Origin of the sequence: Kibdelosporangium aridum (assembly GCF_900176515.1) — a bacterium.
GTDB classification, from domain to species: domain Bacteria; phylum Actinomycetota; class Actinomycetes; order Mycobacteriales; family Pseudonocardiaceae; genus Kibdelosporangium; species Kibdelosporangium aridum.
This window is the reverse complement of the sequence record NZ_FWXV01000007.1, coordinates 385,071-406,724: the sequence shown is the minus strand read 5'-3', so window position 1 is coordinate 406,724 and position 21,654 is coordinate 385,071. Positions and strand designations below refer to the sequence as shown.

At 65.4% G+C, this 21,654-nt stretch carries 20 protein-coding genes; 6 read left to right on the top strand and 14 right to left on the bottom strand.

Going from position 1 to position 21,654, the window contains the following annotated elements:
• Positions 1–90: 90 nt before the first annotated feature.
• Positions 91–1,056 carry a helix-turn-helix transcriptional regulator gene (locus tag B9C43_RS35400; protein ID WP_200825826.1) on the bottom strand — a complete coding sequence of 322 codons (966 nt, stop codon included), beginning with the start codon at positions 1,054–1,056 and terminating at the stop codon, positions 91–93.
• A 74-nt stretch (positions 1,057–1,130) separates the two neighbouring features.
• On the opposite strand from B9C43_RS35400, the gene B9C43_RS35395 reads away from it, so the two are divergent.
• Positions 1,131–2,108 carry an ATP-binding cassette domain-containing protein gene (locus B9C43_RS35395; protein WP_084431213.1) on the top strand — a complete coding sequence of 326 codons (978 nt, stop codon included), beginning with the start codon at positions 1,131–1,133 and terminating at the stop codon, positions 2,106–2,108.
• Positions 2,105–2,857, top strand: coding sequence for an ABC transporter permease (locus tag B9C43_RS35390; protein ID WP_084431068.1), 753 nt, complete (start codon positions 2,105–2,107; stop codon positions 2,855–2,857). Before B9C43_RS35395 ends, B9C43_RS35390 begins: the two co-directional genes overlap by 4 nt.
• A gap of 38 nt (positions 2,858–2,895) precedes the next feature.
• On the opposite strand, the gene B9C43_RS35385 is transcribed toward B9C43_RS35390, so the two are convergent.
• Positions 2,896–3,723, bottom strand: a complete 828-nt coding sequence (locus B9C43_RS35385; RefSeq protein ID WP_084431067.1) for a phosphotransferase family protein — start codon at positions 3,721–3,723, stop codon at positions 2,896–2,898.
• 207 nt (positions 3,724–3,930) lie between these two features.
• Here B9C43_RS35385 and B9C43_RS56970 point away from each other — a divergent pair, with 207 nt between their 5' ends.
• Positions 3,931–4,083: a hypothetical protein gene (locus B9C43_RS56970; protein ID WP_160096905.1), complete on the top strand. Its 153-nt coding sequence runs from the start codon at positions 3,931–3,933 to the stop codon at positions 4,081–4,083.
• Between the two features lie 3 nt (positions 4,084–4,086).
• On the opposite strand, the gene B9C43_RS35380 is transcribed toward B9C43_RS56970, so the two are convergent.
• The 11 genes from B9C43_RS35380 to B9C43_RS35325 all read right to left on the bottom strand — a co-directional run bounded on the left by B9C43_RS35380 (position 4,087) and on the right by B9C43_RS35325 (position 17,069).
• Positions 4,087–4,770: a GntR family transcriptional regulator gene (locus B9C43_RS35380; protein ID WP_200825825.1), complete on the bottom strand. Its 684-nt coding sequence runs from the start codon at positions 4,768–4,770 to the stop codon at positions 4,087–4,089.
• A 409-nt stretch (positions 4,771–5,179) separates the two neighbouring features.
• On the bottom strand, positions 5,180–6,547 hold the full coding sequence (locus B9C43_RS35370; RefSeq protein WP_084431064.1) for a lipase family protein: 1,368 nt from the start codon (positions 6,545–6,547) through the stop codon (positions 5,180–5,182).
• Positions 6,548–6,638: 91 nt separating this feature from the next.
• The gene (locus B9C43_RS35365; RefSeq protein WP_084431063.1) at positions 6,639–8,399 is read right to left on the bottom strand and encodes an FAD-dependent oxidoreductase; all 1,761 of its coding nucleotides are present in this window, start codon (positions 8,397–8,399) and stop codon (positions 6,639–6,641) included.
• On the bottom strand, positions 8,396–10,237 hold the full coding sequence (locus tag B9C43_RS35360; protein WP_084431062.1) for a maleylacetate reductase and hydroxyquinol 1,2-dioxygenase domain-containing protein: 1,842 nt from the start codon (positions 10,235–10,237) through the stop codon (positions 8,396–8,398). Before B9C43_RS35360 ends, B9C43_RS35365 begins: the two co-directional genes overlap by 4 nt.
• Before the next feature lie 68 nt (positions 10,238–10,305).
• Complete coding sequence (locus B9C43_RS35355) at positions 10,306–11,160, bottom strand: helix-turn-helix domain-containing protein (RefSeq protein ID WP_084431061.1); 855 nt, start codon at positions 11,158–11,160, stop codon at positions 10,306–10,308.
• A gap of 496 nt (positions 11,161–11,656) precedes the next feature.
• The gene (locus B9C43_RS55925) at positions 11,657–12,025 is read right to left on the bottom strand and encodes a hypothetical protein (RefSeq protein ID WP_143446817.1); all 369 of its coding nucleotides are present in this window, start codon (positions 12,023–12,025) and stop codon (positions 11,657–11,659) included.
• A gap of 68 nt (positions 12,026–12,093) precedes the next feature.
• Positions 12,094–12,810 carry an ABC transporter permease subunit gene (locus B9C43_RS35345; protein ID WP_084431059.1) on the bottom strand — a complete coding sequence of 239 codons (717 nt, stop codon included), beginning with the start codon at positions 12,808–12,810 and terminating at the stop codon, positions 12,094–12,096.
• Positions 12,807–13,757, bottom strand: coding sequence for an ABC transporter ATP-binding protein (locus B9C43_RS35340; RefSeq protein WP_084431058.1), 951 nt, complete (start codon positions 13,755–13,757; stop codon positions 12,807–12,809). The genes B9C43_RS35345 and B9C43_RS35340 overlap by 4 nt, the downstream gene beginning before the upstream one ends.
• Positions 13,754–14,611, bottom strand: a complete 858-nt coding sequence (locus B9C43_RS35335; RefSeq protein ID WP_084431057.1) for an ABC transporter permease — start codon at positions 14,609–14,611, stop codon at positions 13,754–13,756. Before B9C43_RS35335 ends, B9C43_RS35340 begins: the two co-directional genes overlap by 4 nt.
• On the bottom strand, positions 14,604–15,551 hold the full coding sequence (locus B9C43_RS35330; protein ID WP_200825824.1) for an ABC transporter ATP-binding protein: 948 nt from the start codon (positions 15,549–15,551) through the stop codon (positions 14,604–14,606). Before B9C43_RS35330 ends, B9C43_RS35335 begins: the two co-directional genes overlap by 8 nt.
• Positions 15,552–15,656: 105 nt before the next feature.
• Complete coding sequence (locus tag B9C43_RS35325; protein WP_033380006.1) at positions 15,657–17,069, bottom strand: LVIVD repeat-containing protein; 1,413 nt, start codon at positions 17,067–17,069, stop codon at positions 15,657–15,659.
• A 126-nt stretch (positions 17,070–17,195) separates the two neighbouring features.
• On the opposite strand from B9C43_RS35325, the gene B9C43_RS35320 reads away from it, so the two are divergent.
• A complete protein-coding gene (locus B9C43_RS35320) occupies positions 17,196–17,819 on the top strand; it encodes a DUF305 domain-containing protein (protein WP_084431056.1) in 624 nt (207 codons plus the stop codon).
• 236 nt (positions 17,820–18,055) lie between these two features.
• Here B9C43_RS35320 and B9C43_RS35315 read toward each other — a convergent pair whose 3' ends face one another.
• Positions 18,056–18,589, bottom strand: coding sequence for a hypothetical protein (locus tag B9C43_RS35315; RefSeq protein WP_084431055.1), 534 nt, complete (start codon positions 18,587–18,589; stop codon positions 18,056–18,058).
• A gap of 226 nt (positions 18,590–18,815) precedes the next feature.
• On the opposite strand from B9C43_RS35315, the gene thrS reads away from it, so the two are divergent.
• Both thrS and B9C43_RS35305 read left to right on the top strand, forming a co-directional pair.
• Positions 18,816–20,831 carry a threonine--tRNA ligase gene (gene thrS, locus B9C43_RS35310; protein ID WP_084431212.1) on the top strand — a complete coding sequence of 672 codons (2,016 nt, stop codon included), beginning with the start codon at positions 18,816–18,818 and terminating at the stop codon, positions 20,829–20,831.
• Positions 20,828–21,376 carry an HIT family protein gene (locus B9C43_RS35305; protein ID WP_084431054.1) on the top strand — a complete coding sequence of 183 codons (549 nt, stop codon included), beginning with the start codon at positions 20,828–20,830 and terminating at the stop codon, positions 21,374–21,376. The genes thrS and B9C43_RS35305 overlap by 4 nt, the downstream gene beginning before the upstream one ends.
• Positions 21,377–21,654 lie beyond the last annotated feature (278 nt).

Genomic DNA, 21,654 nt, shown 5'->3' with positions numbered 1-21,654 from the left:
ATGCCAGGCGCCGACACGCTACCCACTGCTCTGCGGGAAACCCAAAAAATAACGGTGTGTGAAAATCGACAGCGGAGATCGGTAACGCTTCTAGCCCTCGGTCGAGCGCAGCAACGCCTTCCCCATTTCGCGGATGTAGTCCTTCAGTTCCGGCGGCCCGACGACGGTGAACTCGGCACCGATGACGCCGAGGACCACCGTTGGCCACTCGAACGAGTCGACCTTCATGATCAGACGGCAGGTCTCGTCGGTGACCGGCTCGACCGTGCCCCAATGCGCCACGTGCTCCTTGACCTTCGTCGCCGGGGCCTTGATCTCCATGATCGCCTCGTACTGCGTCGGCCGTTGGTTCAACCGGTCACGGACGAACGCGCCCGCGTCACCGCCGGGCAGCTCGCGCTGCCGGAACCGCGCACCGGTCGGCTTCGGGTCGACCATCCGGTCGGCACGGAACGTGCGCCAGTCATGCCGTTCGACGTCCCACGCGACGAGGTACCAGCGACGTCCCAGTGAGACCAGCCGGTGCGGCTCGACATGCCGTTTCGACTCCTCGCCGTCATAGGTCTTGTAGCCGAAGCGAAGCCGTTCGTCGTCACGGCACGACGATGCGATCACCGTCAACGACATCGCATCGACGGTCGCGTTGGTCGTGGCACCGCCCCAGAACGTCGGCACGGTATAGCTGCGCAGCGCCTCTACTCTGCGCCGCAACCGTGGCGGCATCACCTGGATGACCTTCGTCAACGCCCGCATCGAGGTCTCTTCGATGCCGTCGACCGCGCCGCCCGCGGCCGTCCGCAATCCGACCGCGATCGCGACGGCTTCTTCGTCGTCGAGCAGCAACGGCGGCATGGCCGCGCCCGACTGCAGTTGGTATCCACCCGCGACGCCCCGGTTCGCGTCGACTGGGTAACCCAGTTCCCGCAACCGGTCGACGTCGCGCCTGAGTGTTCGTTGGCTGACCTCGAGCCGGTCAGCCAGTTCGCTGCCCGGCCAGAACCGATGGGTCTGCAACAAGGACAGCAGTCGCAGCATCCGTGCACTTGTGTTCGCCATGGATTCAGATTCCCATCCGTTGCGGTCAGAAACTGACCTGAATGGATTCTAACGTTGTCGCCATGACCGAAGCGATGATCGAGACAAGCGGATTGACCAGGCACTTCGCCGTGCGCAACGAGACGGTCGAGGCTGTCAAGGGGCTCGACCTACGCGTCGAGACCGGCGAGATGGTGGCGCTGCTCGGCCCGAACGGGGCGGGCAAGTCCACCACCCTGCGGATGCTGACCACTTTGCTCGCGCCCACGTCGGGCACCGCACGGGTGGCCGGACTCGACGTCACCAGGCAGCAGCGCGATGTGCGCAACCGGATCGGCTACATCGGTCAGGGCAATGGCGCCGGACACAGCCAGCGCGGCCGTGACGAGTTGGTCAGCCACGGGCGCGCATACGGCATGAGCGCTTCGGCGGCACGCGCCCGTGCGGACGAGCTGATCGAGTCGCTGGACCTGACCGCGGTCGCCGATCGCCTGGTGTCCAAACTGTCCGGTGGCCAGCGCCGCCGGCTCGACATCGCGATGGGCCTGATCCACGCACCCACCTTGCTGTTCCTCGACGAGCCGTCCACCGGTCTCGACCCGCAGAACCGCGCGAACCTGCAGGAACACATCGTGCGCCTGCGCGCCGACCACGGCACGACGATCGTGCTGACAACGCACTACCTCGACGAAGCCGACTCGCTGGCCGAGCGCGTGATCGTGATCGACCACGGCCGCGTGATCGCCGATGACAGCCCGACGCGGCTCAAGGCCGAACACGCCAGCGACCGCATCACCTTGACGTTCGACAACGCCGACGAGGCGCGCCGCGTGACCACGCACCATGCGCTGGGCGTCGCCGGAGGCGCAACGGTGACGCAATCCGGCGCGCAGGTACTGCTCGAAGTGGACGGTGGCGCGCAGATCGCGCCGAAACTGCTTCGCAGCCTTGACGACGCGTTGATCGACGTGGCCAGCGTCGAGGTCACGCGCCCGACGCTCGACGACGTTTTCCTCACCCTGACCGGCCGCAGCCTGCGTGAAGACGTTTCCCTGAAGGAGAAGAAGGCATGACCACGGTAACTCTGAAGACCAGCCTGGTGACCGACATCCTCACGGTGTTCACCCGCGAGTTGCGGCCGGTGCTGCGCAACCCGTTCTCGGTGATCTTCACCATGGTCCAGCCGCTGTTCTTCTTGGCGTTGTTCGCGCCTCTGCTACCCGGGGACTCGTCGCTGCAGTGGTTCGTGCCGGGCATCGTCGTGATGTCGTGCCTGTTCGGCGCGTCCGCGACCGGCGCGAACCTGCTGTACGAGATGCAGACCGGTTCGCACGAACGGATGCTGGTCTCGCCGCTGCGCAGGCCCGCGTTGATCATCGGGCGGGCGTTGAAGGAGATCGTGCCGATGCTTGGCCAGACGGTGGTGCTGGTGCTGGTGACGATTCCCTTCGGGTTCACGCTGAACGTCGCGGGAGCGTTGATCGGCCTGGCGATCCTGGCGATCTTCTGCGTCGGCCTCGGTGCGCTGTCGTACACCCTGGCGCTGGCGTCGAAGGATCACGAGTGGATGTTCTGGGGCGTGCAGCAGACGTTGTTGTTCCCGCTGCTGCTGCTCGCCGGGATGATGCTGCCGATCGACAACGGCCCGGAATGGCTGCAGACGATGGCCAGGTTCAACCCGCTGACCTATGTGGTCGACGCGGAACGCTTGCTGTTCAACGGCACCATCGCGTCGGGAACGGTACTCGCCGGACTGGGCGCCGCCGTGGTCGTCGCGGTCCTCGGCTTGCTTGTCGGTACGCGCGCGATGCGCAAGGCCTGATGGAAAGCGCGCCTGCCCTGGGGGTCAGGCGCGCTTCCTCATGCCCACATTCCGCGGTGCAGCGCCCACCGGGAAGCCGCGCGGCGCAACGCCATCGTCATCCGGTTGGTATGTGCGTCCATTTTGGCCTGCCAGTACCGCGTCTGCGCGACCGCGAAAAGATCGATCGCGTCCGGACTTGCCTGCGCCCAACTTGGCACTTTGGACGCCCATTGCTCCGCGACATGCGGCGGGTGTCCGCTGTAGACAAGCCACACAACCCAGCACGCGGCGTCAAGCCACGCGGCACCGCGCGTCGCCCACGGCCAATCCACCATGTGCACGCCGTTGGCGTTGGTGATCAAGAAGTTGCTGGGGTTGAGGTCGGAATGAACCAGCGCGTCACCGGCGAACTCGGCAGCGTCTGACGGATCGTCAAGGAACCGGCCCCAGCGTGCCCGGGCGGTCTTGAGCTTGACGCCTGCGGGGCACCTCATCCGCCCGATCGCCGTGATGCCTTCGACGACGAGCGGCAGATCGGTTGAACTCGGCTGGTAGTTGGCGCTGTGACCCGTGATGTGGTCGAACCCGATCAGATCCCACCCGCCGGCGACGATTCGCCAACGGACGGTGGGCGCCAGGGGAGCGAGGTGCGGGCCGATGGCGGCCTCGACGTCCTGCGTCCACCGTTCCGGGTGGTCGAGCCGCATGCCTTTGACGAAAACCCGCCCGCTCACGGTGTCCAAGGTCGCGGCCAGCTGACTGCTGTACCCGTCGGGCGAGCAAACCGCGTGACGGATCGGACCAGTGCGTTCGACGACGGCAGTGATCAGCTCGTGCGGCAGGTCAGCCCACTCGTATCGACTCCCCAGTTGCGGCGCGCCCATGGCCGGGCAACATACCGCACGACGGCGAATTTGTAACGTCCTGTGTCAACTGTTGGTAAACCGTTGGCCAATTCTGTCCGGCGGTGGGATGCCGATGCGTGCGCATCCTGACATGTTCGGCGGCTGCGCCCGTGGCCAACCGTCACTCGAGCTCGGATGACCGGGTGGTTGATGAACCGTGCCGCTGGCCGGTAGAGGCTTTCGCTGATGCGGCAGTACAACCGTCGTGAGGGTTTGGCGTCGGCGGATGACACCCTGCCTGTCGACAGTGAACGACTGAAGGCCGCCGTGCTTGACCGGCGGGCTTTCTCCGAAGCCGTGCAGCGGTTGCGCGCGTTGCTCGGGTGGCCTGCCGGTTAGCGGTCACTCCTGCGCGTACACCGCTTGGAGGCGCTCGTTGGACGCACTGAGATGGCGAAACATCGCTTCGGGGGCTGCTTCGCTGTTGTGGGCGGCGATTGCTTCGACTATCTGTTGGTGTTCCTGGGTGGTCTCCTCGGCAATGCCGACCTTGAAGTAGAGGCGGTAGCTGTGCGTGTGAGCGTGCAGGCGAGACAGTGCGTCGGCAATCAGCGGATTGCCGGACGCTTCGGCGATCAGCCGGTGCAGCTGGGCGTCCCGGACGGCAAAGTCGCGATACTGCTCGTAGTTCTCCCCAGCCGGATGGGCGGTCATGGTCACGACGAGAGCGCGCATCTCGGCGATCTGCTCGTCAGTCGCGCGCATCGCCGCCAGCCCAGCGGCAGGAGGTTCGAGCAGAACGCGCATCTCGTACAGATTCGCCAAGCTCGCCTCGTCCAGCAGCGATGCGACGACGTAGCCCGCGTGCGGCCGTTTGGCCACCAGGCCGTCGGACTCCAATTTGGTCATCGCCTCGCGCACCGGCGTCGGCGAGACTTGGAGTTGCCTGGCGATCCCGTCGATCGACAGCCTGGCGCCAGGAGCAAGGTCATGGTCCATCAGCATCTGCTTGATGGACTCGTACACGGTGTCACGCAGCATGGTTCGTGGCGGCGGGGTCAACCGCGGCACTGGTACCGAGGCCACTGCGAATCCTCCCCAGATCGGTCGGCGTCCGCTGAATCTCATGGCGGTTGCAGCTGCCAGACGGCCGTCGACGGTGATCAATCCGCACGGTATGAAGATTCAGGTTTCGTATCTGATATCTGATCCTACCGTACGTCCCTGCGCGGAGGAGCGCGGTCGACGACCGTTGCCGAAGAGTGACTACGAAAGCGACCACCTGACCCCCCCGGACGCGGGCAACGCGGCGCTCGCCGCAGCCGTCGGCCTCGGCAAGCTGTAGTCCAGACGAATAGGCCTATGGAACCAGACTTAAGGTTCCAGGCCTATTCGTCACCGGGACACTGTGGACAACTGGCCGTTGTCGATCTTGACGCCGACGGTTGCGTCAGTGTCCACCGCTAGACTGGATATCGGGGGGCCGACGGCCGCGTCAGATCATGTCTGCGGGACCGACAGGCTTGCCAAGCAGGGCGAGCAGGTTGTTGACGATCACGATCCCGAAGGTCGCCAACGCCTTCGGAGTCGCGATAGACGACACAACGGTCTTCGTGCTGCAGCCATTGGACACCGGCTGACCACCGAGACGGTCCTTCAGCCAGTTGAGCGCATCCGGCGCACCGGTGATCACCAGCGCGATGTGTTCGCTGAGGATGTCGCGTTGATACGTCACCCGGCTGCCGCCCGCGCAGTACTTCTTGACCACCGCGTCCGTGTCCGCGCTCGGCACCAGTTCATCATTGACGGAGTGGTACACGAAAACCGGCGCCGTGGGATTGTGCTGGCCCATGGTGACCTCGGCGAGCACCTGCTGCGGCACCGGACGGCTCAGCGGATCCGGGATGCTGAAGTACTTGAAGAGGTCTTTGAACGCGAACTCGCCTGCGTTCGCGTGATTGCATTGAGTCCGCGCCTTGGCGAACGCGGCCTTCCCTTCGGTCGTCAGATACGTGTCCATGAACTCGGCCAATTCGGGGTACGCGTGGCTCAACCCGGCGATGCCGCTCATCGCGATTCCGGCGAACGGCCCGCGGTTCGCGCCGAGCAGCACATTCTTCGGGCTGACCGGCAGCCCGCCTTCCGCGACGCCCTTGATGTTCAACTCGGGCGCGTAACCCGGCTGCAGTTCGGCCGCCCATCCGGATGCCAGCGCCCCACCCGAGTAACCCCACAACCCGATGTTGGTCTGCGGTCCCAAACCCAGGGGCGCGAAGTTCTTCGCCGCGCGGATGCCGTCCAACGTTGCGTGACCGGCCTGCCTGCCAGCGACGTACGCACTACGCGGACCTTCATAGTCGGGCACGGAAACCGCCCAGCCCTGCTGTACGGCAGCGTTGATCAGCAGGATCTCGGCTTGGGCGACGATGTTGTCGTTCCCGGCGCCTTGCCGCAGTTGATAGGAAATCGCGCATTGCGGAGCCGCGCTGTCCTCGGCCACTTGATACGACAGCAGCGGCCTGGTCGCTGACGGCCGGGCGCCCCATGGCAGGAGCACGGTCGTCACCGTCGCCTGCGGATTGTCCTTCTGGTCGGTGGTCCGGTAGAGCAGTTGCCACGCCTGGATCTTTTGCGGCAACGCGCCGAATGCCGCGATGGAGACCGATCGTGAACGCAGGACGGTACCGGGCGCGGTCGATTCATAGCCGCTCGGCGGCTGGTAGAACGGGTCGCTCTGCGGTGGAGGCGGGGCCGCGGCGGCCGACGAGGTGCCGACCGCCGTGGTTGTCAGTGTCGTCAGCAGTGCGGCGCCGACCAGCGCGGCGACCCTGCCTCTCCGCGTACCGGTGAACATCGTTGTCATTGCCGGTCACCCTTCAGTAGATCTGAAAAGACCTCTGATCGAAATGAACGACTGATGTACCGGCAGGTTACGAAGGATCTTGAAAGAGGCCTTACCTGTTTGCTGGCACTGCGGCACGGTCAAGAACGGACCGCAGCGCGTCGGCGAGCTTGGCCTCGGCGTCAACCGGCGACTCCTGCCGCCACGCGATATAGCCGTCCGGCCGGACGAGCAGGCATCCGTCTTCCGGGAACTGCGCCATTCGGTGCCAACTGCCGTAGGCGTCACGAGCGCCGTCCGTGCCGATCCGAGCGATGCTCAGGTCGATGCCGAGCGATGCGCTGACCTTGCTCGCGGCGTCGACCCACGCGGTTCCGGCCAGTCCCGTGACGACGGTGAACTTCCCTCGACCGACCAGATCGAGTGTGGACACCCGCCTCCCATCGGTGCCTACCAACCAGACGTGCGGCAACCGAGCGCCGGGGCGAATGCTCGGCTGGTGGAACAGTTCGCTGTCCTTGTGCCACATCTCCTGGTCGGAGCCGTCCTCGAGCACCGCGGACGACACGTACCGCTGGTTCATCTCGACGCCGTGCGCGTTGAACTCGTAATTCTTGAGCCGGATCGCGGCTTCCAGGTCACGCCGCTTCGCCGCACCTTCAGGGTTCTCGGCCAGGCACGCGGCCAGCCCTCGTTCAATGCCCGCCGAATCGGTGTCGCCTCCGATACCCAACACCTCGAAGATGGGCCCGAACTGATCACGGCTCAGATTCGCCCGGTCAACAATCTGCTTGCCGATCGGCGCTCGCTCGGCGCTGTAGGACTCCAACAATCCGGGCCCGGCTTCGCCGCGGATGACCATGGACAGCTTCCACGCCAGGTTGTACGAGTCCTGAATGGACGTGTTCGAGCCGAGCCCATTCGACGGCGGATGCCGGTGCACCGCGTCACCAGCGCAGAACACGCGACCGTTCGAATACCTTGTCGCGTAGTTGTGGTTGACCGTCCACAGTGACGTGGACTCGATCTCGACCGCGAGACCAGGGTCGCCGACCAGGTCGCGAACGATCGCGGTCGCCTCCGCCGCGGTGACCTCCGGCGGTGGTTGCTCGACGTCGTAACCCCAGACAAGCAGCCATTCGTTCCACGGCCGGACCATCCGGACCAGCCCCATACCGATCCCACCCATGTGCGCGCCTGGCCGCATCACCCAGTACAGGACGCTCGGCCGATGCGCGACGTACCGGCTCAAGTCGGCCTTGAACAGGATGTTCATGCTGCCTGCTTTTCCGGTTTGACCGGCGATCGGCAGGCCGGCGAGTTCGGCGACCTGGCTGCGACCGCCGTCCGCGCCGATCAGATATCGGGTACGAACGGTGTACTCGTCGCCGCGCACCCGGTCACGCAACCGAACGGTCACGCCGTCGGCGTCCTGGGTGAAGTCCAGGAACTCGGTGTCCATCCGGATCTTCGCGCCACGGGCGGCCGCAGCGGAGACCAGGATCGGCTCGAGGTACGTCTGCGGCAGGTCGATCATGTGGCACGGACTCGCCGAGTTGTACTCGGTCGCCGAATGGTCACCCGTACCCCACGTGGTGATCCGGCCGATCTCCGCGCCCGCCAGCGACGTGCACAGCACCGTGTCACCCATCAGGTTTGGCGGCGTCCCGCTGACCAGCGCGTCCTGCTCGACGCCCAGATCGCGCAGAACCTCCATGGTTCGCTGGTTGGTGATGTGCGCACGGGGAGTGTTGGCCAGCCAGCCGTACTTGTTCACGAGCAGCGTGCGCGTGCCGTATGTGGCCAAGGCCAACGCCGCGGCGCCACCCGCCGGGCCGCTGCCCACCACGAGGACATCGGTGTCGTAACTCATTGCCCCTCCGAGATACGAAATACGAAATCAACCCGGGACCAGCGGGGGACGTCCCGGCCGTCCGGAGCAGGCCCGTGCTGTTCGGGAAAATCGACGATCAGGCCGTCCTTGACGCCGAAGACCGCGTCGGAGTCCAAGTAGTCGCCGCCCTTGACGAACAATTGGGTGATCAGCGTGTGGAACCCCGGCTTGGCGATCATGAAGTGCATGTGCGGCGCGCGATACGGGTGCCTGCCAACCGCGCGAAGCATCTCGCCGACCGGTCCGTCATCAGGTATCGGATACGAAACAGGAACGATCGACCAGTACCGCACCCGCCCATCGGCGTCGGTCCGGAACCGGGCCCGCAACACCGGGCCGTCCAGGTCGGGCAACTGCACGTCGTAGAAGCCGTCCTCATTGGACTGCCATACGTCCACGATGGCATCGGCGACCGGTTTGTCGTGCGTGTCGATGACCTGGACATCCGCCCACACCGGCATTCCGGGCAGTCCATCGGCGATGTCGTATCCATGTTCGCGCTCAGGTGGGCCTTCGGTGTAGAACGGCCCGAGCACCGCGGACGGCGTCGTGTCCGGCGTCCGTGAATTGGTGAGCACATCGACGACGCTGGAGATGCCGAGCGTGTCCGACAGCAGGATGAACTCCTGGCGCGTTTCGGTCGTGATCTGACCGGTCCTGGTCAGGAACGAGATCGCCTGCATCCATTCCGACTCGGTCAGATCGTTGCGCACCACGTAGGAGTGCAATGTGCGCACCAGGTCCTGCAGCAGCGCGCGGGTGCGCGAGCTGTCGCCGTGCATGCTGTCGACGACTTGCTGGGTCAGTTTGCTGACGTCCGGCAGCCCGGTCTGGTGTGGACGATCTCCTGCCCAGGCTTCCTCGAGCAACGGCCGGTGTTCGTCCACTGTGTTCAGGTCGTTCTCGGTCATCCCCAGCTCTTTCAGGGAAGTGGGGCCGCCGAGGTCGGCCACGAGGTCGTAGACGCCTGTTGGCGCGTCGCCAACACCTAGCGCGTCGGCGATCCGATCCATCGAAGCTGGCGCCACATAGGCCATGACGTGGGGGAGAAGCACTGTGTGCGTCTCGCTGTGCGGCAGGCCGAACGTGCCTCCGAGCATGTGCGCGAGTTTGTGGTGCAGCCCCATGCTGACCGTGCCGAGACACGTTCCTGCCAACCACGCGGCTTGCAGCAGATCTTCACGAGCTGCCCGGTCCTTCGGGTCGGCCACGACCTTGGGAAGCGATCGAGCCAGGCGACGGATCGCATAGAGCGCCAGCTGGTCGATGACCGGGTTGGCATCCGGCGAGTAGAGAGCCTCCACCGCGTGGGCCATCGCATTGATGCCGCTGGTCACCGACAGGTTTGCCGGAAGATCCACAGTGAGGTCGACGTCGTAGACGATGGTCTCCGGCTGCACGGCTGGAGTCCGGATCGTCGTCTTCTTGCCGTCGGCGGTCTGTCCCAGGACAGGCGTCGCCTCGGATCCGGCGTATGTCGTCGGGACTGCGATCTGCGGCAGATCGGTTCGCAACGCCAACGCTTTCGCCAGGCCAATGGCCGACCCGCCGCCGACCGCGACCAAGCAGTCCACATCGTGTTCGCGCAGCACCGCGAGGGCGTCCTCAGTCACTTCGACTGGGGTGTGCATCGTCGGCTTGTCGAACCGCGCGACCGCCAAGGAACCAAGTGCCGTGCGCGCGGGCTCAGCCCTGTGCGTGCCGATGAGCAGTACGCGGGACGCGTCGAGCCTTGCGACCTCGTCAGGCAGCGCGGAGATCGTGCCGGATCCGAACACCACCCGAGCCGGGCCCGCCGAGTAGGTGAATGACGTCATTGCCCGAGTATCCGGGCCGGATTGTCACCATTCCTGCACAATCCTGCTGTGTCGGCTGCACAAAACGCTCAGCCGGTGCGCAGCGCTCCTGGCGTGGTACCCAGATGAGCGCGCATCACCCTGGTCATGTGCTCCTGATGGGTGAAACCGCACTGCGCCGCGATGTCCGCGATGGGCACAGACCCGGTCCGCAGGAGCAATTCGGCTTGCTTCAGCCGCATTTTGAGCAGGAAACGGTGGGGCGCGGTGCCTGTCGTGACCTTGAACTGGCGGGAGAACTGGCTGACCGACAGTCCGGCGACGGCGGCCATGTCCTTCAACGGAACCGGCTCGTGCAACCGTTCGGCCAGCAAATCACGTACTTGGTCAAACTGCCGTTGAGAAAGCCCGGTGGCTTTCGGTTCCGGGATGGGGCGGCTGGCGCTGTGATTCCGGATCAGTTGACTGGCAATCAATGCCGTCACTTGGTCCACATAGGTACGTGCGCTCGGCTCCCATTCCCGGACGGTCGCGTCCAGCGCCAAGGCGAGCTGTTCGAGCAACGGGTCCGTTGTGCCGAGTTCTTCGGCTAAGCGCACTGGTTTGTCGCGGCCTGCCTGCAAAGCCTCGTCCGCGAGGTAGACGTGCAGAGTCTCGAGTTCGCCACCCACTTCGACAGAAAGCTCGCCGTGCGCGGGCTGCAGGAACATCTCTCCTGGAAGCACGTTCTTGGGCCGCAACCTCCCGCGGCGAACCTTCACCGGCTTGACCAGGTGGATGATCAGCTGATGGCTCGCGGCTGCGTTGAAGGTCGCGGCGTACGGCACTTCGCGCTGCTTGGAGACGTAGACGTGCTCCCAGCCAAGGCCTGCGCTGGTCCGCTCCGGTTCGATCCACGGCATCGCCAGAATGCCGTTGGTGTCGGCAACTCCCAGCTCAGCCATAGGAACACCTCCACCGGTGAGAATAGTGCAACTGCATTTGAGACTACTTCCACAGTTGATACCACTGTGACGAAATAACGACCGACCGCCAAGACCAGAGCACTCTCGGATTCGCCAGGGTGACCGGGCTGCTCAAGGCCCACGAGCGCCTGCGGACTGACAGCGCCGCACCCTTCGGATGACGCGTTCTGCCGGTCATAGGCGCGGCCTCCGGCCCCCGGAATCAAGCCTACCGACGGAGACCGACAAACGATCCCGCGGAAAGATCCACATCGCCCACTTGTCCACACCCGCGCAGTTGTCCACAGGGGACACAACTTCACCCCTGTTGATCATGCCCCACCGATAGACTGGCGAACGGGGAGCCCCCCGGGTCGGGCGGGGGATGTCCTTATGCTGGAAGGGAATGGGCGGGCGTGGGCTGCGGCTCGAAGGATCGCGGGTGAGTTGAGTTCGGCGTGCCGGTTGACGGCACGGTGTGGCCGTATGCAGGGGGTTAGCGTAGGCCGCGGATGATGAGATTGGTGATCGGGACCAGCAGCCACATCGCCAATGCCACTATCGGAGCCGCGATCAACGCGTGAGTGAGCCATGCTCCGACGAGTGTCGGTCCGCCCCACGCTCCCGCTTCGTGTCCCTCGCGCCAAAAGACGCCGTACGTTGCGATTCTGCCGATCAGGTAGCCGATGAACAACGACAGGAAGATCGAGACAGCGCCTGCGATCGCGGTCACCGCGGGTGGTGTCCTGCGCCCCGGTCGGCCGAGGCGGGCAGCCCACTGGCGGCGTTTGCCGGGGCCGACGTACATGAAAACGACGCGGCGCCAACCGTTCGCGCCGAGTAGGTCTAGAGTTTTTGTTGCCATACTTGAAAAGTAAGAGACCGGGTGGCTCGATGCCATCCGGTCTCCTGGTGGGGGATAACCCCCGGATTTCAGCTGGTCTCGCCCGTCAGAGCGAAGGAACGAAGCCGCTGCGTGGCGACGACCGTGCCGATCGCGATGAACGCGGCGGCCAGGATCGATGCCGTCACGGTGGACAAGTTGGAGTTGAGCAGCTCCGTGTTGCCCGCCAGGCCGTCGGCGAGCGTCACCGAGTACTGCTGGATGCTCAGCGTCCGCGCGCCGGAAACGAACTGCACCAGCAGGTTTTCCCACAGCATGATGTAGATCAGGCCGATCGCGACCGGCCGGCGCGACATCAGGCTCAATGCCAGGAAGAACGCGGTGTACGCCAGCGCGCCCACCGCCGCGCCCACCGCGAGGCCGACGCCGGTGGCGCCTGAGTCCGTGATCATGCCGGCGATGCCGAGCGGCAGTGCCGTGGTCACCGCTGTGACCGCCCACGCCACCACGAGCTTCGCCACGATGATCTCGCTGCGAGGCAACGGTTTGGCCAGGATGTGCGTGATCGTCCCGTCTTCGATCTCCAGGCCGAGCACGCTGCTGCCGACGATCAACGCGGTCAGCGGCAGGATCACGCCGAGGCCGAGCTGGCCCAGCACGATCGGTCCCCATTCGTCCGGCGACGCGGGCGAACTGTTGGCGATCAGGGTCAGGCCGATCAGCAACGCGGGCATCGGCAACAGCAACAGGATCCGCCGCCTGCCCAGCAGGGCCCGTGCGGTCAGACCGGCGATCGTGAGGTTCATGACGCCACCAGGTAGGAGAAGACGTTTTCCAGGGACTCGTCGGACGGCAGCACCGCGGTCAACCGGATGTCCTTGTCCCGCGCGACCTTTGTCAGCGCGCGGGTGAAGGTTCCGTAGTCGTTCGCGCGGACGTGCAGGCCGGAGGGCTCAAGCTCCACTCCGGACACCGACTTGAGCTCCATCAGCGCCGCCGCCAGCCCGCGGTCGTCGGACGACTGGATGGTGAACACGTGCGGCCGGTTGGTCATCAGCCGTCGGATGTGCCGGTAGTCGCCGGACGCCGCCAGCCTGCCTGCGACGATCACCTGCACGGTCCCGGAAAGCTGTTCGACCTCTTCCAGGATGTGCGAGCTGAACAGGATCGTGCGGCCCTCGCCCGCCATGGTGTGCAGCAGGTCCATCATGTGCAGCCGCTGGCGTGGGTCCATTCCATTGAACGGCTCGTCCAACAGCAGCACCGAAGGGTCGTGCACGAGCGACGCGGCGACTCGCGTGCGCTGCCGCATGCCTTTGGAGTACGTGGAGATGCGGCGGTCTTTGGCGTCGTTCATCTCGACGATGCCAAGGGCTTTGGCGGTCGCGGCCCCTGGGTCTCGCAGGCCGTGCAGCTTCGCGCTGGCGTAGACGAACTCCTGCGCGGTCAGGTAACCGGGCACGCTTTCGCGTTCGGTGACCAACCCGAGTTCCTTGTAGACGTCGGGGTTACGCCAGGACGGGCGTCCGCCGACAGTCACTGTTCCCTGCGACGGTGGGAGGAAACCGGCCATCATGTGCAGCACAGTTGTCTTGCCCGCGCCGTTCGGGCCGAGCAGGCCGGTGACGCCTGGGCCGATTGTCAGGGTGACGTCGTTGACCGCGACGACGTTGCCGTACCAGTGCGACACCCCGGTCAGTTCTACTGTGGCCATCTTGGTCGTCGTCCCTGGTTCGATAGCGGTGGCGGTCATGCTTTCACCTTCTCGTAACGCCACATCAGCGCTGCGGTACCCAGCACGGTGAGCAGCAGCGCCGCCACGCCGTAGATGGGGCCGTACGGTCCGATCAGCGTGAGGTTTTCGGTTGTGCCGAACAGCCACTCGTCCACGCCGTTCAGCAGGTTCACCGGGTTGATCAAGCCGGCCAGGTACGCCGCGTCACCCGAGCTGAACGACTGCAACGCCCCGGATACCGGTGCGCTGAGCAGGAAAACGGCGATGATCAGGCCAGTTGCGAACACGCGCCTGCCGGTCAGCGAGGCCAGCGGCAGCGCGATCGCCGCGACCACGATCGCGTGGATCAAGGCCACCACCACGCCGGGTATGAGGTCTCCGAGTTCGCTGAACACCTCGCCAAGACCGCCGGAACCGAACGCCAACCCGACGAACATGATCAACAGAGGGCCTGCGTACATGATGAAGACGGCCGAGATCAGCGCGCCGAACTTGGCGAGCGCGTAATGCGTCCGGTGCGGCGGCCGGGAGAAGTACAGCGGCAGGAGGCTGTTGCGCAGATCGCGCGACACCAGTTCGGGCGCGACGATCGCGGCGAACGCGGTGATTCCGTACGAGAACGTCGACACCAGCCCGACGTACGTCAGCACGGGCTCGGGCAACTGGCTGCTGACCACGACGATGATCAGCGACGCCATGCACGCGACCGTGAACATCCCCAAGGGCAGGATCTTCGCCTTCGCGGTGCGGCCGAGGCCGAACGCGCTGCGCAGGCTGTGCACGTAGATCGACCACGCGGAATACCGGCGGCTCAGCCGCGGGCCTTCGTATCGTTGATATCCAATATCGTGTATGACACCCGATTCAGGCATGGCTGACCTCCTCCCGGAACAGGTCGGCGACCTGGTGACGGTGCTGCTCAAGACGGTGCAATGACAGGTCTAGGTCCGCGACCGCGTCGCGGATCGTGTCGAACGTGGTGTCGCCGTTGAGCGTCACCATCAGCACGCGGTCCTTGCGTCGCACCGCGAGCCCGTCGCCTACCAACCGGTCGGTCAGCGCATCCTCGCCGTCGTCGACTTCGATCATCAGGATGTCGCTGTGCTGCGTCATCGACGACAGCGTCGCCGAACGCAGCAGCCTGCCGCTCTCGATGGCCACCAGCGACGTGCAGATCCGCTCGATCTCGCCGAGCAGGTGCGAGCAGACCACCACGGAGATGCCGAACTCGCTGCCGATCCGGTGCACCAGGGTGAGCATCGCCCTGCGGCCCTCCGGGTCGAGCCCGTTCGTCGGCTCGTCCAGCAACAGCAACTCGGGATCGTGCACAAGCGCTTGGGCGAGTTTGACCCGTTGCTTCATGCCGGTCGAGTAACCGCCGATCTGGCGATAGCGCTCCTCGTACAAGCCGACATGCCGCAACGTCTCCGACGCCCGCTCGCGTGCCGCGGCGGGTGGAAGGCCGCTGACGCGTCCCATGTGCGTGACGAACTCGGCGGCGGACATGTCGGGCGGAAGACAGTCGTGCTCGGGCATGTAACCCACCCGTGCACGGATCGCGTCGCCGTCGGTGAGCGGGTCCAACCCCAGTACCCGGATCTTCCCGCCGGTCGGTTCGAGCAACCCCAGCGACAGTTTGATCAGCGTGCTCTTGCCCGCGCCGTTGGCGCCGACCAGCCCCACGATGCCCGGCTCAATGGTCACCGTGAGGTCGGCAAGCGCGGTGACCGTGCCGCCGTACCGCTTCTCCAGTGACTCGGTCTCGATCAGGTTCACGCGCAGCACGTTACGGACTCGCGGCGATTCGGACATCCGGCACTGCCCCTGGAAAACGCGACCTCGCCCTTAGGGGTCGGGCCCGCAAACGGCTGAAGCCGGTGCGACGGGTCGCACCGGCTTCAGCGTGAAGAAGTCAGATCACCAGAAGCGGGTCTGCGTCTGGGCGTTGAGCTCCTTCATCTTCACGAACTTCGCGGAGATCACCCGGGGATCGATGATCTCGAGGACCTCGAAGCCCTTCTCGATGTCCGACGAGTAGATGTGCCCGTTGTAGTAGTACGTCGACCACGGACCAGCGGTGGTCAGCGTGTTGGAGACCGGGCCGCGTTCCCAGTAGCCGATCTCCTTCGGCCGTGCCGAGTCGGTGAAGTCCCACACCGAGATCCCGCCCTGGTACCAGGCCTGGACCATGATGTCCTTGCCGAGCACCGGGATCAGCGAGCCGTTGTGCGCGACGCACACCTCGGACTCCGCGTTGGGCCGCGGGATCTTGAAGTAGCTTCGGAACTCCAGCTTGCGGTTGTCGCCACGACCGGTGATGTCGTAGACGCCGTCCGCACCGCGCTCCGGGCCGATCTGCTCGTTGCAGGTCGCGCGCCCGCCGCCACCGAGCTCGTCGGTGAACACGACCTTCGTGCCCTCGTTGTTGAACGTCGCCGAGTGCCAGAACGCGAAGTGTTCGTTGTCCCGCACCTGGTTGATCACGCGCGGCTTCTCGCGGTTCTTGATGTCGAACAGGATGCCGTCACCCATGCAGGCACCGGCCGCGAGATCCTTCGAGGGGTACACGGTGATGTCGTGGCAGCCCGAGGTCGCCGAGACGATCTTGTCGGGGAACGTGCCGCCGACACCGGGGTTACCGCCGTCCGGGAAGAGCACCGGCTTGGCCACGATGGCCGCCGCGGCCGGGTTCTTCGCCGGCACCTTGATGATCGAGATCAGGTCGTGCGGCGGTGAGCAGTCGGGGAACTCCGCACGCGGACCGTACGACGAGACGTACAGGTACAGGTCCTTGGACTTGTTGTCCGGCACCAGCGTGTGGGTGTGCGAACCGCAGTTCGTCTCCACCGCCGCGACGTACTTCGGCGCGCGGGCGTCGCTGATGTCGAAGATCTTGATGCCTTCCCACGCGTCCTTCTCGGACGCAGGCTTCGACACGCTGTTGCACGAGTTGTCGCTGCGTGACGAGTCCGTGGACAGGAAGACGAGGTTGCCGGAGACCGAGACGTCGTTCTGACCACCCGGGCAGGACACCTGGCTGATCAGCTTCGGCTTCCGTGGGTTGCGGATGTCGTAGATGGTGAACCCGTTGTAGTTGCCGACAATCGCCTTGTCGCCACTGAACGCCAGGTCGGTGTTCAACGCTTCAGGGACGTTGAACGGCGCTTGCTTCGGCACGCTGGCCAGCTGTCGGATGTTCCAGCTGTGCCGGACCTCGTCGATGCCGGGGATGCCGCTCTGGTCAGCAGCCGCTGCGGGCGTGCTGATGATCATCGGTAGTGCCACCGCCGCGGCTCCGAGCAGCGCGAGCGATCTACCTTTCGCCCCCATGTCAGGCTCCTCTCGCCCGACGCACAGGAAACGCCGGGTGCCGACAGTATTCCGCCAACATTTAGCTGCGGAAAGCATCCGAAAGTAGGAAACCAGCCCGACTGGTCTGTTGTACGGTGACACACCGTGAGGCGTATCTGGGGTATTGGCTTGGCTGCGACACTTCTGGTGGTCGCCGGGTGTACCACCGAGCCAGACCAGCACTCGGAGGAGTCGCCCGGGGTGATCGTTCCGGGCAAACCGGGAGAGGCCGCGAAGACGTTGGCACCCGGCCAAACCCCCGCCGACCTGCCACGCAACCAGCCGAACGACGCGGACTTCCGCTACATCCGGATGATGATCAAGCACCACCAGCAGGCTCTGGAGATGACCAGCCTGGTGCCCCAGCGCGGCGCGAACCCGACGCTGAAGTCGTTCGCCAGCCGGATCGCCGACACCCAAGGCCCCGACATCAAGTCGATGGAGGCCTGGTTGTCCAAGAACGGCGGCGGCCCCGCCGCGCACGAAGGTCACGAGCAGATGATGGGTATGGCGACACCCGAACAGCTCGCCGCGTTGCGCGCGGCGAGCGGTCCGGAGTTCGACAAGTTGTTCGTGCAGTTGATGACCAAGCATCACGAAGGCGCGCTGTCCATGGCGACCGACGTGCTGCAGACCGGCGCGGACGTCTTCGTCGAGGAGATGGCCCAGGACGTGATCGTCACGCAGGAGAAGGAGATCGCCCAGATGAAGACGATGCTCGCACCCTGACCCGTTCCGGCATCAGATTTCCTATCCGATCCTGAGACGGTTCTGGCGCTGGCGAGTCAGTCTTCTTAGTGGTTCAGACGTCGGCGAGCCGGTCTCCTCTCGTCAGACGTCCGCGAGTCAGTTGCTTCAGTCGTTCAGGCGCTGGCGGATCAGTCGGCGATGGTGGTGCTGCAGGGCCGCTGTCAGCAGTGATCAGCGAGGCGCGACCGCCGGTCGTATTTCCTATCTGATGTAGGTCATCCGGTGGTTGGCGGCGTGCTTGGCGTGCTCGGAGCCGTCGGCGGTTGTGGTGCCTGGCGAGGAGCGCGTGGACCGTCCCGGAAATCGCGATACGGACGCTGCTCCCAGTACGGGCCGTTGCCGCGCGGGCCGCGGTCGAACTGCCCGTGATAGCCGTAGTAGTCACGGCCGCGCGGACCGTCCCGGTCGATCAGGGCGACCACGCCGCCGCCGACCACCAAGCCGACAAGGCCTGCTGCGACCAGTTGCGTGGCGCGGTGTCGGACGAACCGGCCGAATCCTCCCGGTGTCCGTGTAGCGACCGGCGGCGTAGGAGTCGGCGGAGGCGGCGGCGCTTCGGCGCCGTGGGCCGAAGTCTCGTCGGTCTGCTCGGCCTGTGGCGGTGTGGTCTGCGCAGCGGCAGCCTGTTCAGCGGGCTTCTCGGGCTCTGGCTGGTTCAGCGGAGTGGTGGCCTGGGCGGGAGCTTCGGGCTGCGCGTCCTGGTCCTTGGGCTGAGCCTGTGGTCGTGGGTCATTGGGTTGATCGGACACTGGTAGCTCCCCGTCACGTGCGAAAAATCGATGACGTCTCCAGGTTCACCCGGGTTACTGTGCGTTAGCTGTGCGAAGGCTGTCGAATCGGTAACAGCCAGGGGCGACCCAGGGCAGAACCGGCTGGTCGGCCACTCGATACGATGCCAACCCACACCGAAAACCGTCGTGAAGGAGCAATACCGTGTCCCAGTCTCCCGCCGTCCAGGCCGCACCCGCCCAGCGCGTGGTGGTACCGGCAGGGACTACGGCGAGCACCGCCGTGCGGGAGGCAGAGCTGCCGACCAAAGGCCCGGACGCCATCGTGGTTGTCCGCGACCCGGAAGGCAAGCTGCGCGACCTGTCATGGGCGCCGGACGCGGATGTCGAGGTCGAGGCGGTCGCGGCGAGCACCGAGGACGGCCGTTCGGTCATCCGGCATTCGACCGCGCACGTGCTCGCCCAGGCCGTCCAGCAGATGTTCCCGGACGCCAAGCTCGGCATCGGCCCGTTCATCAAGGATGGTTTCTACTACGACTTCGACGTGGAGAAGCCCTTCACCCAGGAGGACCTGCAGGCGCTGGAGAAGCGCATGAAGCAGATCATCAAGGGTGCGCAGCGGTTCTCCCGGCGTGTCGTCGAGTCGATCGACGCGGCCAAGGACGAGCTGAAAGCCGAGCCGTACAAGCTGGAACTGGTGGACATCAAATCCGATGTGGACACTAGCGAGGTGATGGAGGTCGGCGGCGGCGAGCTGACGATCTACGACAACCTCGACCCGCGCTCGGGTGACAAGGTCTGGGGCGACCTGTGCCGCGGCCCGCACGTGCCGACCACGAAGTACATCCCGGCCTTCAAGCTGACCCGGTCGGCCGCCGCGTACTGGCGTGGCAGCGAGAAGAACCCGCAGCTGCAGCGGATCTACGGCACCGCGTGGGAATCCCAGGAAGCCCAGGACCACTACCTGGAGATGCTCGCGGAGGCGGAGAAGCGCGACCACCGCAAACTCGGCAACGAGCTCGACCTGTTCAGCTTCCCCGACGAGATCGGCTCCGGCCTGGCGGTGTTCCACCCCAAGGGCGGCGTGATCCGCAAGGCGATGGAGGACTACTCGCGGCGTCGGCACGAGGAAGAGGACTACGAGTTCGTCTACTCGCCGCACATCACCAAGGGCACGCTGTTCGAGGTCTCCGGGCACCTGGACTGGTACCGCGACGGCATGTACCCGGCGATGCACCTGGACGCGGAGCTCAACGAGGACGGCACGGTCCGCAAGCCGGGGCAGGACTACTACCTCAAGCCGATGAACTGCCCGTTCCACGACCTGATCTTCCGGTCGCGCGGGCGGTCGTACCGCGAGCTGCCGCTGCGGATGTTCGAGTTCGGCTCGGTCTACCGGTACGAGAAGTCCGGCGTGGTCCACGGCCTGACCCGGGTGCGCGGCATGACGCAGGACGACGCGCACATCTTCTGCACCCCCGAGCAGGTCCGCGACGAGCTCAAGTCGCTGCTGACCTTCGTGCTGAACCTGTTGCGCGACTACGGTCTCGACGACTTCTACCTCGAACTGTCCACAAAGAACGACGAGAAGTACGTCGGCTCGGACGAGATCTGGGAGCAGGCGACCGAGACACTGCGGTCCGTGGCGGAGGAATCCGGCCTCGAGCTGATTCCCGACCCGGGTGGCGCGGCGTTCTACGGCCCGAAGATCTCGGTGCAGGCCAAGGACGCGCTCGGCCGCACCTGGCAGATGTCGACCATCCAGCTGGACTTCAACCTGCCGGAGCGCTTCGAGCTGGAGTACACCGCGGCGGACGGCTCACGCCAGCGCCCGGTGATGATCCACCGCGCGCTGTTCGGGTCGATCGAGCGCTTCTTCGGCGTGCTCACCGAGCACTACGCTGGTGCGTTCCCGGCGTGGCTCGCGCCCGTGCAGGTGGTCGGTATCCCGATCGCCGACGAGCACGCGGAGCACCTGCAGCAGGTGTCGAAGGCGTTGAAGGCGCGCGGTGTGCGGGTGGAGCTGGACTTCTCCGACGACCGCATGCAGAAGAAGATCCGTAACCACACCATGCAGAAGGTGCCGTTCATGCTGCTCGCGGGCGGCAAGGACGTCGAGGCGGGCGCGGTGTCGTTCCGGTTCCGCGACGGCACCCAGATCAACGGCGTCCCAGTCGATCGAGCGGTCGACACGATCACCGCGTGGATCGAGCGGCGTGAGAACAGCTCGCCGACGGCCGAATCGGTCCAGGCGACGCTGTGAGCGATCCTGAACTGGTCGAGCAGCAGGGCGTCGGCGAGCCCGACGCCCTGCAACGCCTCTGGACTCCGCACCGGATGGCGTACATCAAGGGCGAGAACAAGCCGGACCACGACCAGTCCGAGGGTTGCCCGTTCTGCCGCGTCGTCGAACTCGACGACGTCGACGCGCTGATCATCGCCCGCGGCGAGCTGGTGTACGCGCTGCTGAACCTCTACCCGTACAACCCAGGGCATCTGATGGTCGTGCCTTATCGGCATGTCGCGGACTACACGGACCTGACGGTTGAGGAAACCCTGGAGCTCGCCGAGTTCACGCAGCAGGCCATGCGCGTCGGCCGGACGGTCGCGTCGCCGCACGGGTTCAACATCGGTATGAACCAGGGTGTGATCGCCGGTGCGGGGATCGCGGCGCATCTGCATCAGCATCTGGTGCCCCGGTGGGGCGGTGACGCGAACTTCATGCCGGTGATCGGCCACACGAAGGTCCTGCCGCAGCTGCTCGCCGAAACCCGTCAGCTGCTTGCGGACGCTTGGAAGACGACCTGACCGTCTACTGTGGCGCGTGTGTTTTCCCGTTGAGCGCTGAGAATCCGGCTCCGGTTCGGTGATCTCCGGGGCCCAGCCTCTGCACATGACTGCCCTGCGGGGCGGCCTCCGGCCCCCGGAATCCAGCGTACTCAAGGGGTCTGACATTCCCGGTGCGCTGTAGATCATCTTCTTCGGGTTGTCCCCAAGGCCACGTTTGTCTGCGGGCGGACACTGACCGGTCCATGTCGGTGACGGTCAGCGTGGTCTCGCCGTGATCCGCGGCTTGCGCCAACACG

Excerpts from the sequence above, each read along its gene's own strand:
- B9C43_RS35400 (WP_200825826.1), bottom strand. The coding sequence starts at position 1,056 with ATGGCGAACACAAGTGCACGGATGCTGCGACTGCTGTCCTTGTTGCAG.
- B9C43_RS35395 (WP_084431213.1), top strand. The coding sequence starts at position 1,131 with ATGATCGAGACAAGCGGATTGACCAGGCACTTCGCCGTGCGCAACGAG.
- B9C43_RS35390 (WP_084431068.1), top strand. The coding sequence starts at position 2,105 with ATGACCACGGTAACTCTGAAGACCAGCCTGGTGACCGACATCCTCACG.
- B9C43_RS35385 (WP_084431067.1), bottom strand. The coding sequence starts at position 3,723 with ATGGGCGCGCCGCAACTGGGGAGTCGATACGAGTGGGCTGACCTGCCG.
- B9C43_RS56970 (WP_160096905.1), top strand. The coding sequence starts at position 3,931 with ATGCGGCAGTACAACCGTCGTGAGGGTTTGGCGTCGGCGGATGACACC.
- B9C43_RS35370 (WP_084431064.1), bottom strand. The coding sequence starts at position 6,547 with ATGACAACGATGTTCACCGGTACGCGGAGAGGCAGGGTCGCCGCGCTG.
- B9C43_RS35365 (WP_084431063.1), bottom strand. The coding sequence starts at position 8,399 with ATGAGTTACGACACCGATGTCCTCGTGGTGGGCAGCGGCCCGGCGGGT.
- B9C43_RS35360 (WP_084431062.1), bottom strand. The coding sequence starts at position 10,237 with ATGACGTCATTCACCTACTCGGCGGGCCCGGCTCGGGTGGTGTTCGGA.
- B9C43_RS35355 (WP_084431061.1), bottom strand. The coding sequence starts at position 11,160 with ATGGCTGAGCTGGGAGTTGCCGACACCAACGGCATTCTGGCGATGCCG.
- B9C43_RS55925 (WP_143446817.1), bottom strand. The coding sequence starts at position 12,025 with ATGGCAACAAAAACTCTAGACCTACTCGGCGCGAACGGTTGGCGCCGC.
- B9C43_RS35345 (WP_084431059.1), bottom strand. The coding sequence starts at position 12,810 with ATGAACCTCACGATCGCCGGTCTGACCGCACGGGCCCTGCTGGGCAGG.
- B9C43_RS35340 (WP_084431058.1), bottom strand. The coding sequence starts at position 13,757 with ATGACCGCCACCGCTATCGAACCAGGGACGACGACCAAGATGGCCACA.
- B9C43_RS35335 (WP_084431057.1), bottom strand. The coding sequence starts at position 14,611 with ATGCCTGAATCGGGTGTCATACACGATATTGGATATCAACGATACGAA.
- B9C43_RS35330 (WP_200825824.1), bottom strand. The coding sequence starts at position 15,551 with ATGTCCGAATCGCCGCGAGTCCGTAACGTGCTGCGCGTGAACCTGATC.
- B9C43_RS35325 (WP_033380006.1), bottom strand. The coding sequence starts at position 17,069 with ATGGGGGCGAAAGGTAGATCGCTCGCGCTGCTCGGAGCCGCGGCGGTG.